This window comes from Paenibacillus terreus, from assembly GCF_042138595.1.
Lineage (GTDB): Bacteria > Bacillota > Bacilli > Paenibacillales > Paenibacillaceae > Paenibacillus > Paenibacillus terreus.
The window spans coordinates 1-18273 of record NZ_JBHIRX010000010.1 but is presented as its reverse complement, the minus strand read 5'-3'; the positions used below and the strand labels follow the sequence as shown (position 1 = coordinate 18273).

Annotated in this window: 19 protein-coding genes; 14 read left to right on the top strand and 5 right to left on the bottom strand. The window is 49.2% G+C overall.

All coding sequences use genetic code 11. The features are described 5' to 3' along the window. Positions 1–24: 24 nt before the first annotated feature. From ulaA to ACE5KN_RS17945, 4 genes are all read left to right on the top strand, one after another. Positions 25–1293 carry a PTS ascorbate transporter subunit IIC gene (gene ulaA / locus ACE5KN_RS17960; protein WP_375526082.1) on the top strand — a complete coding sequence of 423 codons (1269 nt, stop codon included), beginning with the start codon at positions 25–27 and terminating at the stop codon, positions 1291–1293. Positions 1294–1472: 179 nt separating this feature from the next. Then, positions 1473–3599 carry a hypothetical protein gene (locus ACE5KN_RS17955; protein ID WP_375526083.1) on the top strand — a complete coding sequence of 709 codons (2127 nt, stop codon included), beginning with the start codon at positions 1473–1475 and terminating at the stop codon, positions 3597–3599. Positions 3600–3773: 174 nt separating this feature from the next. Beyond that, a complete protein-coding gene (locus ACE5KN_RS17950) occupies positions 3774–4223 on the top strand; it encodes a MarR family winged helix-turn-helix transcriptional regulator (protein ID WP_375526084.1) in 450 nt (149 codons plus the stop codon). Further along, positions 4210–5247 (top strand): threonine aldolase family protein, encoded by a 1038-nt coding sequence (locus ACE5KN_RS17945; RefSeq protein WP_375526085.1) that lies wholly within the window; start codon positions 4210–4212, stop codon positions 5245–5247. Before ACE5KN_RS17950 ends, ACE5KN_RS17945 begins: the two co-directional genes overlap by 14 nt. 79 nt (positions 5248–5326) lie before the next feature. On the opposite strand, the gene ACE5KN_RS17940 is transcribed toward ACE5KN_RS17945, so the two are convergent. Next, positions 5327–5752, bottom strand: coding sequence for an SgcJ/EcaC family oxidoreductase (locus ACE5KN_RS17940; RefSeq protein WP_375526086.1), 426 nt, complete (start codon positions 5750–5752; stop codon positions 5327–5329). 152 nt (positions 5753–5904) lie between these two features. Here ACE5KN_RS17940 and ACE5KN_RS17935 point away from each other — a divergent pair, with 152 nt between their 5' ends. After that, entirely contained in the window at positions 5905–6396 is a 492-nt protein-coding gene (locus ACE5KN_RS17935) for a MarR family transcriptional regulator (RefSeq protein WP_375526087.1), read from the top strand. Between the two features lie 256 nt (positions 6397–6652). On the opposite strand, the gene ACE5KN_RS17930 is transcribed toward ACE5KN_RS17935, so the two are convergent. Then, positions 6653–7231, bottom strand: coding sequence for an SEC-C metal-binding domain-containing protein (locus ACE5KN_RS17930; RefSeq protein WP_375526088.1), 579 nt, complete (start codon positions 7229–7231; stop codon positions 6653–6655). 216 nt (positions 7232–7447) lie between these two features. Here ACE5KN_RS17930 and ACE5KN_RS17925 point away from each other — a divergent pair, with 216 nt between their 5' ends. Next, positions 7448–7936, top strand: a complete 489-nt coding sequence (locus ACE5KN_RS17925; protein ID WP_375526089.1) for a MarR family winged helix-turn-helix transcriptional regulator — start codon at positions 7448–7450, stop codon at positions 7934–7936. Positions 7937–8034: 98 nt separating this feature from the next. On the opposite strand, the gene infC is transcribed toward ACE5KN_RS17925, so the two are convergent. Continuing rightward, a complete protein-coding gene (infC, locus tag ACE5KN_RS17920; RefSeq protein ID WP_375526090.1) occupies positions 8035–8559 on the bottom strand; it encodes a translation initiation factor IF-3 in 525 nt (174 codons plus the stop codon). A 144-nt stretch (positions 8560–8703) separates the two neighbouring features. On the opposite strand from infC, the gene ACE5KN_RS17915 reads away from it, so the two are divergent. Together ACE5KN_RS17915 and ACE5KN_RS17910 are read left to right on the top strand one after the other, a co-directional pair. Then, complete coding sequence (locus tag ACE5KN_RS17915) at positions 8704–9189, top strand: DinB family protein (protein WP_375526091.1); 486 nt, start codon at positions 8704–8706, stop codon at positions 9187–9189. Between the two features lie 182 nt (positions 9190–9371). Next, positions 9372–11759: a GH36-type glycosyl hydrolase domain-containing protein gene (locus tag ACE5KN_RS17910; RefSeq protein WP_375526092.1), complete on the top strand. Its 2388-nt coding sequence runs from the start codon at positions 9372–9374 to the stop codon at positions 11757–11759. 68 nt (positions 11760–11827) lie between these two features. Here ACE5KN_RS17910 and ACE5KN_RS17905 read toward each other — a convergent pair whose 3' ends face one another. Further along, on the bottom strand, positions 11828–12742 hold the full coding sequence (locus ACE5KN_RS17905; protein ID WP_375526093.1) for a phosphatidate cytidylyltransferase: 915 nt from the start codon (positions 12740–12742) through the stop codon (positions 11828–11830). A gap of 98 nt (positions 12743–12840) precedes the next feature. Here ACE5KN_RS17905 and ACE5KN_RS17900 point away from each other — a divergent pair, with 98 nt between their 5' ends. Continuing rightward, the gene (locus ACE5KN_RS17900; RefSeq protein ID WP_375526094.1) at positions 12841–13389 is read left to right on the top strand and encodes a hypothetical protein; all 549 of its coding nucleotides are present in this window, start codon (positions 12841–12843) and stop codon (positions 13387–13389) included. A gap of 36 nt (positions 13390–13425) precedes the next feature. Here ACE5KN_RS17900 and ACE5KN_RS17895 read toward each other — a convergent pair whose 3' ends face one another. Then, positions 13426–13647 (bottom strand): hypothetical protein, encoded by a 222-nt coding sequence (locus tag ACE5KN_RS17895; protein WP_375526109.1) that lies wholly within the window; start codon positions 13645–13647, stop codon positions 13426–13428. Here ACE5KN_RS17895 and ACE5KN_RS17890 point away from each other — a divergent pair. From ACE5KN_RS17890 to ACE5KN_RS17870, 5 genes are all read left to right on the top strand, one after another. After that, positions 13611–13769 carry an alpha/beta fold hydrolase gene (locus ACE5KN_RS17890; protein ID WP_375526095.1) on the top strand — a complete coding sequence of 53 codons (159 nt, stop codon included), beginning with the start codon at positions 13611–13613 and terminating at the stop codon, positions 13767–13769. The genes ACE5KN_RS17895 and ACE5KN_RS17890 overlap by 37 nt on opposite strands. A gap of 162 nt (positions 13770–13931) precedes the next feature. Beyond that, positions 13932–14948 (top strand): SDR family oxidoreductase, encoded by a 1017-nt coding sequence (locus ACE5KN_RS17885; RefSeq protein ID WP_375526096.1) that lies wholly within the window; start codon positions 13932–13934, stop codon positions 14946–14948. A 301-nt stretch (positions 14949–15249) separates the two neighbouring features. After that, a complete protein-coding gene (locus ACE5KN_RS17880; protein WP_375526097.1) occupies positions 15250–16179 on the top strand; it encodes a LysR family transcriptional regulator in 930 nt (309 codons plus the stop codon). 129 nt (positions 16180–16308) lie between these two features. Beyond that, positions 16309–16794 (top strand): DinB family protein, encoded by a 486-nt coding sequence (locus tag ACE5KN_RS17875; protein ID WP_375526098.1) that lies wholly within the window; start codon positions 16309–16311, stop codon positions 16792–16794. Positions 16795–16981: 187 nt separating this feature from the next. Then, positions 16982–18040 (top strand): LLM class flavin-dependent oxidoreductase, encoded by a 1059-nt coding sequence (locus ACE5KN_RS17870; protein WP_375526099.1) that lies wholly within the window; start codon positions 16982–16984, stop codon positions 18038–18040. The last annotated feature ends 233 nt before the right edge of the window (positions 18041–18273 follow it).

The following is an 18273-nucleotide window of genomic DNA, read 5'->3' as shown; positions in this document are numbered from 1 at the left end:
TTACTGAAAGAAGGTCCAGCCGATATGATGAACTTAATTATGAATGACATCCTGGGCACTCCGGCCATCCTGGTCGGACTGTTCGCCCTGGTGGGCCTGCTGCTTCAGCGCAAGCCCGTAGCCGCAGTGGTGTCCGGTACACTGAAGACCATTATGGGCTTCGTGATCATCAGCGCCGGCGCAACGGTGCTGACGGGCTCGCTGGATATCTTCAGCCAGATGTTCAACCATGCGTTCCAGGTGGAAGGCATCGTGCCTACGAATGAAGCGATTGTCGCGGCCGCCCAAAGTGATTTTGGCGCCATGACCGCCCTGATTATGGTGTTCGGCATGATCGTCAACATCATTCTGGCACGCTTCACGCCACTGAAATATATCTTTCTGACAGGCCATCATACCTTGTTCATGGCATGTCTGATCGCGGTATCGCTGACCATCGGCGGATTGAGCGGATTCCCGCTCGTTGTGGTCGGCTCCATCATTCTCGGTCTCTGTATGGTGATTTTCCCGGCGCTGCTGCAGCCGTATGTGCGCCAGATCACCGGCAGTGATGACTTTGCAGTAGGTCACTTCGGTTCCGTCGGCTACTTTACTGCCGCTACCATCGGCAAATGGTTCGGCAATAAGGAAAAGACAACCGAGCAGATCAAAGTGCCGCAGCAGCTTGGCTTCCTGCGCGATACTTCGGTAGCGGTTTCCTTGACGATGACGCTGTTCTTCATCGTGGTCGCCCTGTTCGCCGGACGTGAATATATCGAAACCGAACTGTCCAACGGCTCGAACTTTATCGTATTCTCATTGATGCAGGCGATTACGTTTGCCGCCGGGGTATACATCATTCTGGCAGGCGTGCGTATGCTGATCGCCGAGATCGTGCCAGCGTTCAAAGGCATTGCCGAAAAGCTGGTGCCTAACACCAAACCGGCGCTGGACTGCCCGACGGTATTCCCGTTTGCGCCTAACGCAGTTATTATCGGTTTTATTTTCAGCTTCATTGCCGGTCTGCTGTCCATGTTCATCCTGCCGCTTGTCGGCCTGAAGGTGATCATTCCGGGTCTGGTGCCGCACTTCTTCACCGGCGCCACTGCCGGCGTATTCGGCAATGCTACCGGAGGACGGCGCGGAGCGATGCTGGGCGCGTTCGCCAATGGTCTGTTGATCAGCTTCCTGCCTGCAATCATGCTCGTGTTCATGTCCAGTGTAGGCTTCAGCGGTACGACATTTGGCGATACGGATTTCGGTGTAGTCGGTATTATCATTATGGGCTTTATGAAGCTGTTCGGCGCGGCTTGATAAGACAGTTTTTAATGAATAGCGAACGGAACTTGGAGAGGTACACTAGGGATAACCTGAGTGTACTTTTCTTTATTAGCTGATGATAAATAGAATTAGCAAAAGGAGGGGGATAAAAGACGAGATTTTTAAAATGATATAGTATAAAATAACAGGGAGGCTAATTAGGGAGGACAGTAATGGAGCAAATTAAATTTAAAGAAGTTGCCGAATCACTAAGACAATACAGGCGAGCTGAGTTAAGGGATTTTGAGGATGAGATTGGAATTAATCCAGTCGATAAAATTTATGTAGATCCTCTTCCGGGTGACGCTGTTTTAAATTCAGTTTTATCAAGTAATACGACATTTCTTCTTGGAAGAAAGGGGACAGGAAAAAGTACTGTCTTTACAAAGGCACAGCTTTCCATGAGAGAAAAGCGAAAAGTAATCACAGTATATTTAGATGTTAAATCACTTTATGATATTATCCCCACATTACATACATCCGAAGAGGTTGCTGTAAAAGAAAATATAAGTGAGGCTGCTTTTAGGGCTCATATTTTAAGGAAATCTTTGCTTGGACAAGTCATCTCAGAACTTCTTAGGGAGATTGGGATAACTTGCGAAAATTTATCTCTTGTGGAACGATGGATGGGCAAAAAGAAGCAGTACGATGAATTAAGATCAAGTTTGGAAAAAATTCAGGCACGAGTTAAAAACACAAAACTTGAAACTCATGAATTACCGATATTGCAAAAAATCACTACACAAATAAGAGCGAAGAAACAAACAGAGAGTTCCCTAACAGCAAGTACAAAAGGGGCAAGTCAGTTCCAAATCAATTCTAATGGATTGCCAGCGGGTGGGATTTCCGGTGAGGCCACTCTTTCTGACTTTGATAAATCTCTAGACGATAATGAAATTTATAATGAGTATTCAGATATTGTGTATAAATCATTTCCATTTAGTGAGATTATTTCAGAAATTCAAGTTTTGTTAAGTGAATGTGGTTTATCTAAATTGGTTATCTTTCTTGATGACTTCTCAGAGTTGACTTTTGTTGATCAACGTCTTTTTGTTGATGTTATATTATCTCCTCTAAATAATTCAAGCAATGAAGCGATTAAGTTAAAAATTGCGGGATATCCCGGAAGAGTTTACTTTGGGAAGATCGATCCCAATAAAGTGGACACACTTAGTTTGGATTTTTCTGAATTGTACGAGGCTACTGAAGTTCAAGAGATGGAGCGTTCTGCAATAGACTATACAACAAGATTATTAGAAACACGATTTAAATCATTTAATTTAGTATCAGAAGATTTTTTCGATTGCTCCTCAACGACTATGGATGAATATTACAGGCTATTATTCCAAGCGTCATTTAATGTTCCAAGAATTATTGGTCATCTATTACACTATTGCTATTTGGACAGGGTCTCAAAAGGACAAAGAATAAACCTTCAGGCTATTAGACTTGCATCTAGAAAGTACTATGAGCAGACGGTTAACTTGTATTTTGATAAATTAAATCGTTTTGCCTTGGAACCTTTTGAAAATAAATTGGATCGATACAACCAAAAAGCCCTCTTGGATACAATAATTAAAGAAGCACGTGAGACGAAAAAAAGAATTTCAAGTGGGGATATTGGGGGGAATTACTTTTCCGATATTACAAATCCTCCAACAAGTCATTTTATTGTTATGCCAAAGTTGGGTGATTTCTTTGCTTCTCTTGAATCAAATTTTTTACTATCGAAATATAAGAATACTCGGGATAAGGACGGCCAACAAGTAATAGTATACGCTCTGTATTATGGCTTGGTTGAAAGTGAAAGAATGAGCTGGGGGTACCCACAAGGACGTAAATATCGTAATTATTTTGTTCAACGTTGTTTTGAATATACGAGGGCTGTTCATGACTACCTTTCAAGTAATCAAACCATCAAGTGTAACAATTGTGGGTCATGTTATCCATTGGAGAAACAAGATAGCTTCGAAATGTTTCACTGGAAATGCCCTGAATGTTCTGTTGGTCTGTGCAGTATCGTTTATATCTCAGACAATTTTAAAGAAGAGGTTATAGAGTTAGACCAAGATATAATGCTTGATCCTATTGAATTAGAAATCTTAACCGTTTTACAGACTGAAAAGCGAAAAATGAGAGCCGGAGAGATTTCCCCACTCATTGACAGTACCCACCAAATGGTTGGGAAGAGGACAAGTAAACTTCAAGAAATGGGATTGGTTGAAAAAACTCGGGATGAGAACGACGGAAAGACGAAAAATGAAATAACAACACGAGCAGAAAGAATATATTTTACTTAAAAGCGCCTATGGCGCTTTTTTTATGCTAAAGAAAGTATCTTTATCGACACGCTAACCAAAGCGTTTATTTTGAGTTTGATTTTAATAATGTTGACACAGTCCACTAAAATTAACTATGATCATGTTGACTGAGTCCACAAAAAAGGAGGGGTCCCCATCCATATCGATGCTGACGTGATCGCGGATATCCGGCGGTTTAACAGGCGGTATACGAATATTCTTGGTGTGTTAAACAGGCATGTGCTGGATACGGGTTATACTTTTACAGAAGCGCGTGTGGTGATTGAGATCGGCTTAAATGGGGCCTGCATTGCCAACACACTGGTGGATGCGCTCAATATCGACCGCAGCTATATGAGCCGAATCGTAAACAAGCTTTGTAAAGAAGGGCTGCTGGTCAAGGAAAGCTCCAACACGGATCAGAGAATCAGCCTGCTGCGTTTAACACCAAAGGGAACGGAATTTTATAACCAGCTCAACGAAAGATCTGACGAACAGATTATAAGATTATTTCGCGGATTAACCGCCAAAGAAATGAAAGAGCTGCATGCTTCAATCATGTCGATACAGAAAAAGCTGGATAAGCTGGAGAGAATGGAGAGAAAACCGGATGATCCGATTTGAATGCGACTATACCGAGGGCGCCCACGAGCGCATCTTGAAGCGGCTGCTGGAAACGAATGACGAACAGACCAGCGGATATGGCACGGACCCGCACTGTGAGCTGGCGAGGGCTTATATTAAAAAAGCATGTGATGCAGAGCCTGCGGACGTGCACTTTCTCGTTGGAGGCACGCAGACCAATACGACCGTTATAGCATCCATTTTGCGTCCGCATCAAGGCGTGATTGCCGCAATCTCGGGGCATATTGCCGTACATGAGACCGGAGCCATCGAAGCCACCGGCCACAAGGTATTAACCTTGACGAGCGATGATGGGAAAATTCGGGCAGAGCAGGTAAAAGAATTGGTGGAGGTCCATTGGAGCGACGCCACCCATGAGCATATGGTTCAGCCTGGCATGGTGTATATCTCCCAGCCTACCGAGAACGGAACAATCTACAGCAAATCTGAACTGGAGGCGTTGAGCCGGGTTTGCCGGGAGAGCGGATTGCCTTTGTTCATAGACGGAGCGCGGTTGGGGTATGCTCTGGCTGCGGAGGATAACGATCTGTCCTTGGCCGATATCGCCAGACTGTGCGATGTGTTCTATATTGGCGGAACCAAAATTGGCGCCATGATGGGCGAGGCCGTGGTCATCGTTAACGAAGCGTTGAAGAAAGACTTCCGCTACCATATCAAGCAAAAGGGCGGACTGCTGGCCAAAGGCAGAATGCTTGGCATTCAGTTTGAAACCTTGTTTGAGGATGGCTTATACTTTGAAATTTCCAAACACGCGGTAGATATGGCCGTACTGCTCCGGGATGTCCTGACTGAGCAGGGGATTCCTTTCCAATACCATTCCACCACGAATCAGCAGTTTCCAATATTGCCGGACAGGTTGCTTGAAGAGCTAAAGGAGAACTATTCTTTTTCTTTTTGGGAAAAAGCAGACGAGACGCACAGCGCGGTCCGCTTCTGCACCAGCTGGGCGACAAAGAGAGAAAATGTTGAAAAGCTAATTGAAGATATCAAGCGGCTGCGGTAGTTGGGCAAACGGCACCTTGGTTCTCCATCAAAGTGCCGTTTGATTTTTCTATGACTGCTTTTTTCAATAGCCCGAATAGTTATCGTCTGCCTTGCGGCATTTCTTGGACACGGCAGTTGTGAAAAGCCGTTAATTTCCACTCCCCATCTTGCTTCAGCAGCATATTCGTATTGATCGATCCTCTATCGTTAGGATCCTGAGCAGCATCTGTGAGCTTTACCTCCCCTGTTGCATGAACGATGGCTACGTTAGGGGCGATAAAGCGGGGTTGCAGCTCGGAGGAAGTGCTGGAATCCATGACCGAACCCTTGAGAGGTCCGTCGAACAGCATTTGATGGACCTCGGCAATCTGCTTCCTTCCTTTCAGATGCTGCCCCATAAAGGTTACATAGTCGGCATCCTCCGTAAAGCATTGGCCATAGGCCGCCCCATCACCTGTGTTCCAGGCATCGCGCAATCTTGCGAACAGACTGCTGATAGCTTTCAGATCTTCTTGATTTGTCATATAGACCCATCCTCTCCGGGATAAGAGTTTTGGTGATGTCAAGTGCCCTGTGATATACTTAACACCCAAAGAATATTGATTTATAAAGAATCTCGATTAATTGATTATCTTGATTGATTAAGATATTTAAATTGTATACCGGAGGTTTCGTAATGTCAACAGAGCATTTTTCCGCCGATCTTCCTGAACTTACGCCATCACAGCAAGCACTGCTCTCAGAGCTGAGGCAAAATAGCGCGCGGGCTGTCATGCTTCATCAGGCAATCTCTGAAAAATTGGGCTTGAATGCCACCGATCATAAATGCCTGGATTACTTGAATCAAGCCGGGCCGGTCACGGCCGGGCAGCTGGCCCGATTAACCGGCTTGACAACCGGAGCTGTTACGAGTGTCATTGATCGGCTGGAGCAGGCTGGTTATGTCATCAGGGACAGGGATCCCAACGACCGCAGAAGGGTGGTTGTTAAGCCCGTACCAAGTGGCTCGGCCAGTATATCGCCTTTGTTCCACTCGGTAATGCAGTCTACGCTCCGGATTCTCTCACAATACAATGAACAGGAAATGCAGCTGCTGCTTGGCTTTATCAGGCAGTGCAACGAAATGGCTCTGGAGGAAATGAACAAGCTCAAGAAGCAAAGCGATTAAAAAGCGCCCCGCGATCCTTTGAAAAAATATTTGTTTGGGGTTGTATAAGCTATATAAGCCTCTAATACCACGACAACGCTGTGGTTTAGAGGCTTATTTTTGCGTTACCCGGGAAACTCCTGTTCATCAGGCAACTTTAATCTGGAGGAGCAATCGAAGAGTTATTCAATACAAACGAATTAGAAACAGGCAGCCTCATCCTCGTGAGATTTAAGCAGCCGATCCACGTCATCCAAATCGCTATCTTTGTTTCATGCTACACAGTTGAAAAAGCGGGAGATTGCTGAATTGGGTCATTCTCGGGTTCATTCAGTATCAGTCCTTTTTCTTCAAAATAATCCTTCGTCCTGTTCAGACAATTGGTCAGTGTGGAGACAGAAACATTGTGTTTGGCAGCCAGCTTGCTTTGGTTTGGCAACTCACCTGTGGAATCGATCAGAAAAAAGAACTCTAAAGCTCCTTTATAACCGCCTGGTTTACGGAAGCCGGGGTTTATATCCTTGCAAAAGCTGTTCCACAGCACAATCGTTCCGGCGAGGGTCTCCCGCGTTTCTTCAGAGCTGGGCTTATATTCTGCATACAACTCCAGTGCCAGTTCTTCCGCCAATTGCCGCTGCGCCTGATTTGGCCAATCAAACTGACCCACGAATTCACGCAGCTTGGCGGGGGACTTGGCAAACGAAACAAGCTCTCTGTTGATTTCTTCTTCCTTCATGCTGGCGGGAGGGGCAGCCTGCTTCATTTGCGCCAAAGCACGGTCCTGCTCCAAACAGCATTTTTTGTATTTTTTTCCGCTCCCGCAAGGGCAGGGTTCATTCCTTCCGATACTGCTCATTTAAAATTCACCTCAATATTTTTTCTGGCCCGGTTAGACAAGCATTGTAATCAGAATAACAGTATAATCGAATAAATAAAAGTGAATGAGGCACGGCCTGTCCCAATCCGTCATAAACCATAACATTTCCGCGCTTGCCTCAATCCGCTCAAAATGATAGTCTTGGGGCATCCATTCACGTGTGTTCGGAACAAATGATGAAAGTTGAGGTTGCTTATGAGCAAGGAACAGAACCGCGAAGCCGATGCAAAAAAAGAAGTTTACCCTGAATTAAGCGCAAAGGAGCGTTTTCCGGTCAGTTTTTCAATATTTGCGCTGGCCCGTTCGCACCGGGCATTAGCGGCTCAGCTGCTGCGGGAAATAGGCCTGTTCGTCGGACAGGAGCTGATGCTTATGCAGCTGTGGGATCAGGATCATCAATCCCAGCAGAGCCTTGGCCGTACGCTGCGGCTCGATCATTCCACGGTAGCCAAATCGGTACGGCGGCTGGAGGAAGCCGGTCTGGTGTCCCGCAGCCGCTCGGCCGAGGACGGCCGTGTCACGATTGTATCCCTTACCCAGGCTGGCCGCGATCTGGAGAGCAACGTGATGGAGATATGGAGCAAGATGGAGAGCGTGACGACCGCTGATCTCACGGAGCAGGAAAAGAAGCTGCTGGTGAAGCTGTCCCGCAAAATTTCATCCAGCATCGAAAAGGATGAGTAGTCATGATCATGGCGGCTCCGTGCAAGCGGAGCCGGGGGAGCGGGTATAACATAAAAGCCGCAGCATGGGTATGAATGCCATGCTGCGGCTTTTGCCGTTCAACGCGGATTGACCTTCACCTGTGAGCCCTTGCCGCTTGTCTGGATGCCCGTTTCCTTCACTCCTGCCTCTTTCAGATCAGCCAGCAGCCGCTCCAGCACTGCCTTGGCGGCAGCGGCTTCTTTGGCGCCCGTCGCTTTGACGACCAGCTGCACCGGCTTGCCGGAACGCAGATGCTTGTCCGCCTGCCGCAGCTTGGTGTCATAGTCATGCTCCTCTATATGGGCGGTGAACCGCAGCTCCTTGACCTTCTCCATGGTGCTCTTTCCCTTTGCGTTCTTCCCTGCAGGTGTGCCGCTGTCTGTTTTTCCTGCTTTCTTCTGAGCGAGCGCCTTTCCTTTGCCCTTGGCGACCAGATTGCAGGGCGGCGGGCTGCTCATGAGCGAGGTGCAGACCAGGTCCAGCCCTTGAGAGCGGGCCATGGCAAGCGCCTCTTCTCTGGAGACGACACCGAGATTTTCCCCGTTAACTCCGGTGAGCATCACCTCGGAAGCTCTAATTTGCTCGTTGATTAAGACTGCCACGTTACGAAGCCTCCCCCAAACAATGATAAAGCTATCATATCCATTGGCAGTTCATTATTCAAATTCCAGGGTCACTTAATTTCAAACAGCAGGTATAATCAGAATTTGATGCCTTGAAACATGAATAGAAGGAGGCGGGTACGGATGGTGCACGCGAAGGATGTTCTTGCAAATCAGTTGTTGGCTAATGCGGATGACCCGAGCTGGCATCTGCCTTTTAAACAGGCGGTTGAAGGGATTACCGAGGAAGAAGCTTTTTGGAAGCCTGCTCCGCAATGTCACAGCATAGCCGAAATCACGCAGCACCTGCTGTATTGGAATGAGATATGGCTGACCAGATTTGAGCAAGGCCGTGCGGATGCAGAAATAGCGGTAAAAGACAACAACGATAGCTTTATCTTACCGGAGCATACTGCATTCAGTAATTTGAGAGAGCGTCTTCTTCAAGCGCTGCTGCGATGGCAGGATCTGCTGAGTAAAGAAAGCCTTGAGGCACCGGCGCTTGGGTTCCCGGTGTCTGCAGCCTGGTGGGAAGTAATTAGTAATGCTGCAATCCATAATTCATATCATATTGGGCAAATCGTTCTGATCCGAAAGCTGCAGCCAGAGAACAACAACATGACAGAATAAGAAAAACAAACAGCAGTGGGCATATCCCCCAGTGCATCTATTTTTCTCGGGATTATCTTTTGTCCGGGCCAGTGTAATATAATGAACAGGAAACCCGTGGTAGATTGATAGAACCTGCCGACACATATCGCCTCCAATCTGCTGAATCGTTGTTGAAACCAATGGAAGTGAGGTATGAAAAAATGATTAGAGCATCGGAAGATCAAGAGTATTACGAGCTGGCGAGTCCCACCGCCCTCCCCAAGGCTTCAGGGTTCCTCTGGAATGAGAAGATGATGATTCATATGAACTGCCGCGGATATGCCGTGGCCCAATTTATGCAGCCGGAGCCTGCCAAGTACTCTCACGCGCCCAATCTGGAGGCGAAGACGTTCATGCAGCCGGAGCAGCCGTATTATGCGCATCATCCCGGACGTTTTCTGTACATAAAGGACGAGGAAAGCGGCGAAGTGTTCTCCGCTCCGTATGAGCCTGTGCGCGTACCGGCGGATCAGTACACTTTTGCAATCGGGAAGAGCAGAATTGTATGGAGGGTGGAATGTAAGGGGATTCATGTCGAGATGAGCTTGAGTCTGCCGCGGGAAGACGCTATGGAGCTGTGGCGTGTGAAGGTGAAGAACCTGTCGGGAGCGCCAAGGAAGTTAAGCATTTACCCATATTTCACCGTCGGTTATATGTCATGGATGAATCAATCCGGACAATATCACGAGGATTTGCAAGCCATTGTATGTACTTCGATCACCCCATACCAGAAATATCAGGATTATTATAAAATCAAGGAATTCAGCGACAAAACCTTCCTCATCGCGGAGCGGAAGCCTGCGGCCTGGGAAGTGAACCAGGAGGCCTTTGAAGGAGAGGGCGGCATTGCCATGCCAACAGCGGTCCGGGATCAGGAGCTTCTGTCCAAAGGGGATGCAAGATACGAAACGCCCGCAGCTGTCCTGCAGTATCGGTTCGAGCTGGCGCCAGGTGATGAGGAAGCTTACAGATTCATTTTTGGACCGGCCAAGGATGAAGAACAGGTTGCCCAAATCCGCAGCAGCTACCTGCTGAATACCAATGCGGACGGCGAAGACGGCTTCACGGCGGCTGAACGGGAATATGACCGCTACATACGGGAAGGCAGAGGCCGCATCGAGATTACAACGCCGGACCCGGATCTGGACAACTTCGTCAATCACTGGCTGCCGCGGCAGATGTATTATCACGGGCAAACGAACCGCCTCACAACCGATCCGCAGACGCGCAATTTCCTGCAGGACCATATGGGGATGAGCTACATCAAGCCGCAGACGGCAAGAGAGGCCTTCCTGATCGCATTAAGGCAGCAAAATGCAAGCGGTGCCATGCCGGATGGCATCATTTTGCATGAGGATGCGGAGCTGAAGTACATTAATCAGGTTCCGCATACGGACCATTGCGTCTGGCTGCCCATTTGCTTAAGCACCTATCTGGATGAGACGAACGATTACTCCATATTGGAGGAAAAGCTTCCTTATGCCGACAGCACGGAAACGGAATCCGTATTCGAACATATCCACAAGGCCATGTACTGGCTGATGAACGACCGTGATGAACGGGGATTGAATTATATTAACCAGGGCGACTGGTGCGACCCGATGAATATGGTCGGTTACAAGGGCAAAGGGGTTTCCGGCTGGCTGACGATCGCGACGGCCTATGCGTTCAACGTATGGGCAGGGATCTGCGAGAGCAGCGGCCATTCGGATAAGGCCCGGGAGTTTCGGGAGGAAGCGAAGAAGACCAATGAGGTTGTCAACCAGTATCTGTGGGACGGCGAATGGTACGCGCGCGGCATCACCGATGACAACGTCAAATTCGGGATCAGCACAGACCGCGAGGGACGAATTTTCATCAATCCGCAGGGATGGTCCATGCTGAGCGGCGCTGCCGACCAGGAGAAGCAGAGCAAGCTGATGCGGGCGGTCGCGGAGCAGCTGGAGACGCCATATGGTGTGGAAAAGCTGGCCCCGTCCTTCACCTCGATGCGGGAGGATGTAGGCAGGGTCACGCAGAAGCATCCGGGTTCTGCCGAGAACGGCGCGGTTTACAATCATGCTGCGGCCTTCTACATTTATGCTCTTTATGCCGTCGGAGAGAAGGAGGATGCCTACCGGCTGCTGCGCAAAATGATTCCCGGACCGGACCTGGAGGATATTGTGCAGCGCGGTCAGCTGCCCGTATTTATCCCGAACTATTATCGCGGAGCTTACCGCCAGTTCCCGCGCACTGCGGGCCGTTCCAGCCATCTCTTTAACACGGGGACGGTTCCTTGGGTGTACCGCTGTCTGATCGACGGCCTGTTCGGGCTGCAGGGTTGTGCGGAGGGGCTGCAGATCAAGCCGCAGCTTCCTGCCGGGTGGAAGGAAGTTACGGTCAAACGGGATTTCAGAGGCGCCAATCTTCATATCGTCATGAAGAAGGAACCGGGGCTTAACGCCATAGAGGTGTATGCCGACGGAGCTCCCGTTGCCGACGGCATTCTTAAAGATTTGAAGCCGGATACCGAGTATCAGGTGCTGGTCAAAATACCGGACGAAGTGTAAAAGGAATTAAAGAAAGGTGTTCCCTGGTGATAAAACCGGAGAGCACCTTTTTTCCTTGGTCATTTGTATCACATAAAATCAACGAAATAGCGGAGAGCATGAAAAAAGATCGGCGAGGTGTAGGTCAAGCTGTCGACCCTGCTTAAGTAGCTTTGCTTCAGCGCATCAAACTTATCATCATCCGCGATTAACAGGTCCCGCTTCAGCACGGACACCGTCAGGCTGCCGAAGAATCCGCTCAGGCTGATCAGCATGCCGAAAATGAGTGCAAAGGTGGAGTCAAGCGGCGTCAGATAAGGATAGATCAAATAAGAAGCCGCAGTTGTCATGACAAATGCGCTCGCAAAGCCTTCCCAGGTTAAATGCGGGTTGGCCGTCGGCACCACCTTGCGCTTGCCGAAGTAGATCGAGGCCAGGTAGTGCGCCACATCGTTCAGCTGTGTGAGCACAACCAGATAAAGAACAAGCCCTGCGCCGTACTCCGGCGTCGCGAATTGGAAATAGGCCAGATGGCTGAGTCCGAACACCATCAGCATGAGCCCCCACTGGGTCGAGCTGACACTGCGCAGAAATCCGACTGTGCCCTTGTTAATCAGGCGGGGGAGCGGAAGGAACAAAAACACATAGATTGGAATAAAAACGATAAACATGCCGTACCAGCCGATATAAATCCAGTAAAACTGCACGGGTATCGATAGGTAGGCCCACAGGAACAGCCGCCGGTCGGCCTTTCTCGTCTTGATCATGGAGAAATACTCCTTCAGCGCGAAGAAGGTAAGCAGCATGAGCGAAAGCAGCGACACCACCGAGTTGAACAGGGTAGCCAGGCAGAAGATGAAGAACATGCCCCACCAGGTTTTGATCCGGTAGCCGATGGCACTGTAATCTTTGTCAGACTGCAATTTGCTCACAATATAATAAATCAACTGGATAGCGAGCAGGGCAGCAAATATAAGGGCTAACGTATAATACGAACCTTTCAAAGGCGAATCACCAACTTGTCGCAAAATGAGATTAATTTACAGAATCTTATGTTATTATGAAGGAACAGTTCAAAGTTGGTAAGGGGAAATTTTGTAAAATGGAAGCGGAGAGATCGGTTTTTATACTGCTTACGAATACCGGAACGCTATTCACGAGGGTCATTCAAACCTATACGAAGGCGCCTTATAACCATGCTTCGATTTCCTTCGACCGCGAGCTCTCGGAGCTGTACAGCTTCGGCAGAAAGCATCCCAGCAATCCCCTCAACGGGGGGTTCGTGAAGGAGGATATCAATACAGGCACGTTCAGCAAGTACCCGAACACAACCTGTATTATCTATGAACTGCGGGTCACCGAGCGCGAAGTCGAGAAAATGAGACGGGTCCTGCATATCTTTATCCGCAGCCGTCAGAAATATATGTACAACTTGCTGGGCGTGATCGGTGTCGCCCTGAAGGAGCCGGTCGAGTTCAGCAATTCCTATTTTTGCTCACAGTTTGTCGCAGAAATTTTGCAGCGGTCCGGCATCCATATCTGGAACAAGCTGCCTGCGCTCGTGACGCCGGATGATTTCCGGCAAAGCGAGCGGCTGCGGCTGGTTTACGAGGGCAGGCTGAGCGAGTATGATCCATCGGCCACAGGATGAAGAAATCCATCCCCATGATGCGGGATGGATTTTTTTTCACGTATAAGAAAGCTGGACATAGAAGGTGGTGGATTCTCCAACCACGCTTTTGGCGTAGGTTTTCCCTTTATGCTGATCGATAATCGATTTAGCAAAAAGTCGGATGGAGCGGGCATGTTCATCAGAAGGATTATAGTCGGAATAAATACCTTCAGGATCTTCATATTTTAATTGAAGAAGAGTTGGGTGGCAATCCGGTAGTGATATTGGGACACTCACTTGGAGGAGTTAATGCCTATCAGTTTGCGGCGAAGTACCCAGCATTTGTAAGAGCTCTGATTATAGAAGATATCGGCGCAGAAATTAAAGATGATCACTTAATGCAATTCACAACTTTCTAAACAGGGATATATAGAAGAGAGGCTATTTTATATGGTAGGTTGATCTAAAGTTTTTAGAAATTGTTATTGCTGGGCACGCATGATATCGTAAGGAGGGTAAAGCTGCATAACGTTATAAGTTTTCATCTGACTCATTTCATTCGATTCCGGGAGGTGCAGTTTATGAAAGCGTTGTTTATCGGAGGGACGGGAACGATCAGCTCGGCGATCACCAGGAAGCTGCTGGAGCAGGGCTGTGAGCTTTATTTGCTGAACAGGGGCAATCGTAATGAGTTTCTGCTGGAAGGAGCGCATATTCTTCAGGCGGATATCAATGATGAGTACTATGTGGCTCAACTGATTGAAGGACAGGAATTTGATGTTGTAGCTGATTTTATCGCCTTTGAGCCCGCTCATGTCGAGCGTGATTATCGTCTGTTCCAAGGGAAAACGAAGCAGTTTATGTTCATCAGCTCGGCTTCCGCTTATCAGACCCCTTTGTCTGATTACCGAATTACGGAGGGAACACCTTTGTCCAATCCGTACTGGGAGTATTCCAGAAACAAGATTGCCTGCGAAGATTATTTGATGAAGCAGTACCGAGACAACGGCTTCCCGGTAACGATTGTAAGACCCAGCCATACCTATGACGAGCGTTCCATCCCGCTTGGAGTTCATGGAAGCAATGGCTCATGGCAGGTGGCCAAACGCATGCTGGAGAATAAACCCGTTATTATTCACGGTGATGGAACCTCGCTCTGGACCATGACGCACAACAGCGATTTTGCCAAAGGTTTTATTGGGCTGATGGGTAATATTCATGCGATTGGAGAATCCGTTCATATCACTTCGGATGAGACGGTGACCTGGAATCAGATCTATGAAATCATAGCCGATGCGCTTGGTGTCAAGCTGAACGCAGTGCATGTTCCATCCGTATTCCTGGCTGCCTGCAGCAAGCAGGATCTCAGGGGCTCTTTGCTGGGAGACAAGGCGAACTCCGTTGTCTTCGATAATTCTAAGCTGAAAAGGCTCGTTCCCGGCTTTGCAGCAACGACCCGTCTCGATCAGGGGATCAAGCGGACAGTTCAGTACATCCTGGCTCATCCCGAACTCCAGAGGGAAGATCCGGAGTTTGATCAATGGTGTGATGATGTCATCTCTACTATGCAGCAGGGATTCGAAAAATTGAACAGTTAAGAATCCTGATAACAGCGTGCATAATTATAAGCGTAACAAAAGGAGTAACTAGCTAACTTTTTCAGGGGCCTCCCATGTCGGAGGCCCTTTTTTTCATAAATTCATTAATGCATATGCATAAGCCTCTTCTCCTGCGACCTTTACGGCCAGCATCCAGCAAAGTACAATAAAAACAACTCATCGATCTGATGGATGCAATATCTCGATGCATTCATAAAATTGATGATTAGGTCACAGGCAGGTATACAACTACAAATATAAGACGATTTGAATACAATCCAACGATAAAGGTGGGAGAAAAATGAATCTGCACGCATTGCGTGTTTTCGCGGAGGTGGCCAGTAAGGGGAGTGTGACCCGGGCCGCCGGCAATCTGCAGCTCAGCCAGCCCGCAGCTACCGCCCAGCTGCGGAATCTGGAGCAGGAGCTCGGGATGAAGCTGGTTGCCTCCAAGGGGCGCTCCATCCAATTGACGCCAGCTGGCGAGCGGCTGGCCGCCCGGGCACGGCAGCTGTTTTCGCTGGAATACGAGATGGAGCAGGAAATGAACGCACTCAAAATCGGGCTGGAAGGCAGTCTCCGGATCTGCGCCACGGATCTTCCCGGCCGGACGGTGATTCCCGCCTGGATCGTCCGCTTCAAGGAGCAGTATCCGAAGGTGCATGTTCAGTTGACTCGAGGCAGTTCCCGCACCGCGATGGAGCGGCTGCTGGATCACTCGGTAGACATTGCGCTCATCTGCGGCGAAGGCCCGAAGGATTCCGGCTTGGAATACGTCACGCTGCTGGAGGATGAGCTGATCTTCATCGCCCACCGGGACCACCCCTTGGCGGGCGCCGCCACTACGCTCCAGGAGCTGATGAAAACTACCTTTATTCTCCGGGAAGAAGGCAGCTATAGCCGCAGAAAGCTCCTCTCCCTCTGTGACGCCTACGAAGTGCCTAAGCCGCGAACGGGGATCTGCATTGAAGGGATGCATGAAACCATTGAAGCCGTCAAATCGGGATATGGCGTTTCTTTTGTGCCCTCGCTTGCGGTAGCCCGGGAGCTCAAATCCGGCGAGCTTGCGGAGGTGCGCGTTCCCGGGGTACGCGTCAAGGACCCAATCCGGCTGTACACCCGGATTGGCGAAGAGCCTTTGGCACCAGCGGCTAACTTTATGGCCATGATTGCTCCTCCGCTATCCCAGGTCGGATCATCAATCATCAAAAATATTGATGTTACTGCTTAATATATATATTGGATTTATACACTGAATCTCATTATGCTGAAAGTACAGCACGGTCTTGAAACCGATGCAGAGGAGGCATAGATGAGATTTTTTGTGTTTCAGACCGATATCCCAAAGGAGGCACAACTTATGACATCAACACTGTTCACAGCATACCAAAGCACGGTAAAAGTCCGCCTGGAAGACATGAAACGCACCGCCGAAGCTGCCATCGGGCAGCTCGAGGATGCCGCCCTTTCTTGGACGCCTGAACCCGGCTCCAACAGCATCACCGTGATCGTCAAGCACATGAGCGGGAATATGATTTCCCGATGGACCGATATGTTTACCACCGACGGAGAGAAGCCGGACCGAAACCGCGATGCGGAGTTCATTCATGAAGAGCTTGACCGCGCAGCCCTGCTGGATCGCTGGGAATATGCCTGGAGCCTGTTCCTGGGACAACTCGCCGCGCTCCGGGAAGAGCAGCTATTGACGGAAATCAAGATCAAGGGACAGTCCGTAACCGTCATCGAGGCCATTGAGAAAAGCTTGTACCATAACGCATACCATACCGGCCAAATCGTTTATCTCGCCAAGCAGTACCGCAAGGATCAATGGGTCAGCTTGTCTTAACGTCGACTGCTGCTCTCCAACATAGTAAAAACGAGGGATTCAGAAAACAATCTGAAGTCCCTTTTTTATTTTTCGTAGGACTTGAAATGATTGCAAAAATAGTTCAATATAAAGATATTCGATTTAATGTCATCTACAGGCCAACCTTTTGTGATACAACAGGATATGGGCCAGGAGGGATCATGCAATGGAAATAGGAATCAGTACATTTGTAGAAACAACGCCGGATGTTGTAACCGGTGAGTTGATAAGCCATGCGCAGCGTATTCGTGAGGTGGTTGAGGAAATAGTCCTTGCAGATAAAGTAGGACTGGATGTATATGGGGTGGGTGAGCATCACCGTCAGGATTATGCAGCATCCTCCCCCGCCGTGGTGCTGGCTGCGGCTGCGTCGCAGACGACACGCATAAGATTGACCAGCGCGGTTACAGTGCTGTCCTCCGCCGATCCGGTGCGGGTGTTTCAGGATTTCGCCACACTGGACGGCATCTCCAACGGACGGGCGGAGATTATGGCGGGCCGCGGCTCATTTATCGAATCGTTCCCGCTTTTTGGCTATGATCTGAACGATTATGACGAGCTGTTCGACGAGAAGCTGGAGCTGCTTCTGAAATTGCGGGAGTCCGAGAAAGTCACCTGGAAAGGCGGGCACCGCCCGGCCATCAACAATCTCGGTGTGTATCCGCGCCCGGTACAGAATCCGTTGCCGGTGTGGATTGGCAGCGGGGGCAATACGGAATCCGTTATCCGCGCAGGCCTGCTCGGCCTGCCGCTCGTGCTGGCGATCATCGGCGGCAGACCGGTTCAGTTTGCGCCGCTCGTGGAGCTGTATAAAAAAGCGGCTGCCCATGCCGGACATGATGCTTCCCTGCTGTCGGTGGCATCGCACTCGCACGGATTCATTGCGGATGATCTGGAGACGGCTGTGGAGAAATTTTTCCCGCCCACCCAGGCGGTCATGAGCCAGCTTGGAAAGGAACGGGGCTGGGGCCCATATACCAGAGCTACTTATGATGCCGCACGCAGCCCCGAAGGAGCGCTGTATGTAGGAGACCCGGACACGGTGGCCCGCAAGATCATTGATCTGCGCAAGAACGTGGGCATTACCCGCTTCATGCTGCATGTCCCGCTTGGCACCATGCCCCATGAGGACGTAATGCGCGCGATTGAGCTGCTCGGAACCGAGGTGGCGCCGCGAGTGCGGGAAGAAGTAGCGCAATGGGAAGCGGAGAATGGGATAAACTAAACCATGATGAAGTTGGATATAAGTTGAATATAAGGAACAAGAAAGCCTGAAAAAAGCTATGCCCCTCATTAAGATTTGTGGGCATAGCTTTTTTTGTGCTCCATAACATTCAGTGAGGACTTGGGCAGACTTATTTTCTCAATAGAACACCTTATGGTCAACAACTCATGACTCAAGTCACGAGCTTGTCTCTGCCTACTTCGTAGACAGTGCTTGCGCTTCGCACAAGCCTT

Bases quoted from the DNA above. Each gene is read 5' to 3' on its own strand.
- ulaA (WP_375526082.1), top strand. From the start codon at position 25: ATGATGAACTTAATTATGAATGACATCCTGGGCACTCCGGCCATCCTG.
- ACE5KN_RS17955 (WP_375526083.1), top strand. From the start codon at position 1,473: ATGGAGCAAATTAAATTTAAAGAAGTTGCCGAATCACTAAGACAATAC.
- ACE5KN_RS17945 (WP_375526085.1), top strand. From the start codon at position 4,210: ATGATCCGATTTGAATGCGACTATACCGAGGGCGCCCACGAGCGCATC.
- ACE5KN_RS17940 (WP_375526086.1), bottom strand. From the start codon at position 5,752: ATGACAAATCAAGAAGATCTGAAAGCTATCAGCAGTCTGTTCGCAAGA.
- ACE5KN_RS17935 (WP_375526087.1), top strand. From the start codon at position 5,905: ATGTCAACAGAGCATTTTTCCGCCGATCTTCCTGAACTTACGCCATCA.
- ACE5KN_RS17930 (WP_375526088.1), bottom strand. From the start codon at position 7,231: ATGAGCAGTATCGGAAGGAATGAACCCTGCCCTTGCGGGAGCGGAAAA.
- ACE5KN_RS17925 (WP_375526089.1), top strand. From the start codon at position 7,448: ATGAGCAAGGAACAGAACCGCGAAGCCGATGCAAAAAAAGAAGTTTAC.
- ACE5KN_RS17915 (WP_375526091.1), top strand. From the start codon at position 8,704: ATGGTGCACGCGAAGGATGTTCTTGCAAATCAGTTGTTGGCTAATGCG.
- ACE5KN_RS17910 (WP_375526092.1), top strand. From the start codon at position 9,372: ATGATTAGAGCATCGGAAGATCAAGAGTATTACGAGCTGGCGAGTCCC.
- ACE5KN_RS17900 (WP_375526094.1), top strand. From the start codon at position 12,841: ATGGAAGCGGAGAGATCGGTTTTTATACTGCTTACGAATACCGGAACG.
- ACE5KN_RS17885 (WP_375526096.1), top strand. From the start codon at position 13,932: ATGAAAGCGTTGTTTATCGGAGGGACGGGAACGATCAGCTCGGCGATC.
- ACE5KN_RS17880 (WP_375526097.1), top strand. From the start codon at position 15,250: ATGAATCTGCACGCATTGCGTGTTTTCGCGGAGGTGGCCAGTAAGGGG.
- ACE5KN_RS17875 (WP_375526098.1), top strand. From the start codon at position 16,309: ATGACATCAACACTGTTCACAGCATACCAAAGCACGGTAAAAGTCCGC.
- ACE5KN_RS17870 (WP_375526099.1), top strand. From the start codon at position 16,982: ATGGAAATAGGAATCAGTACATTTGTAGAAACAACGCCGGATGTTGTA.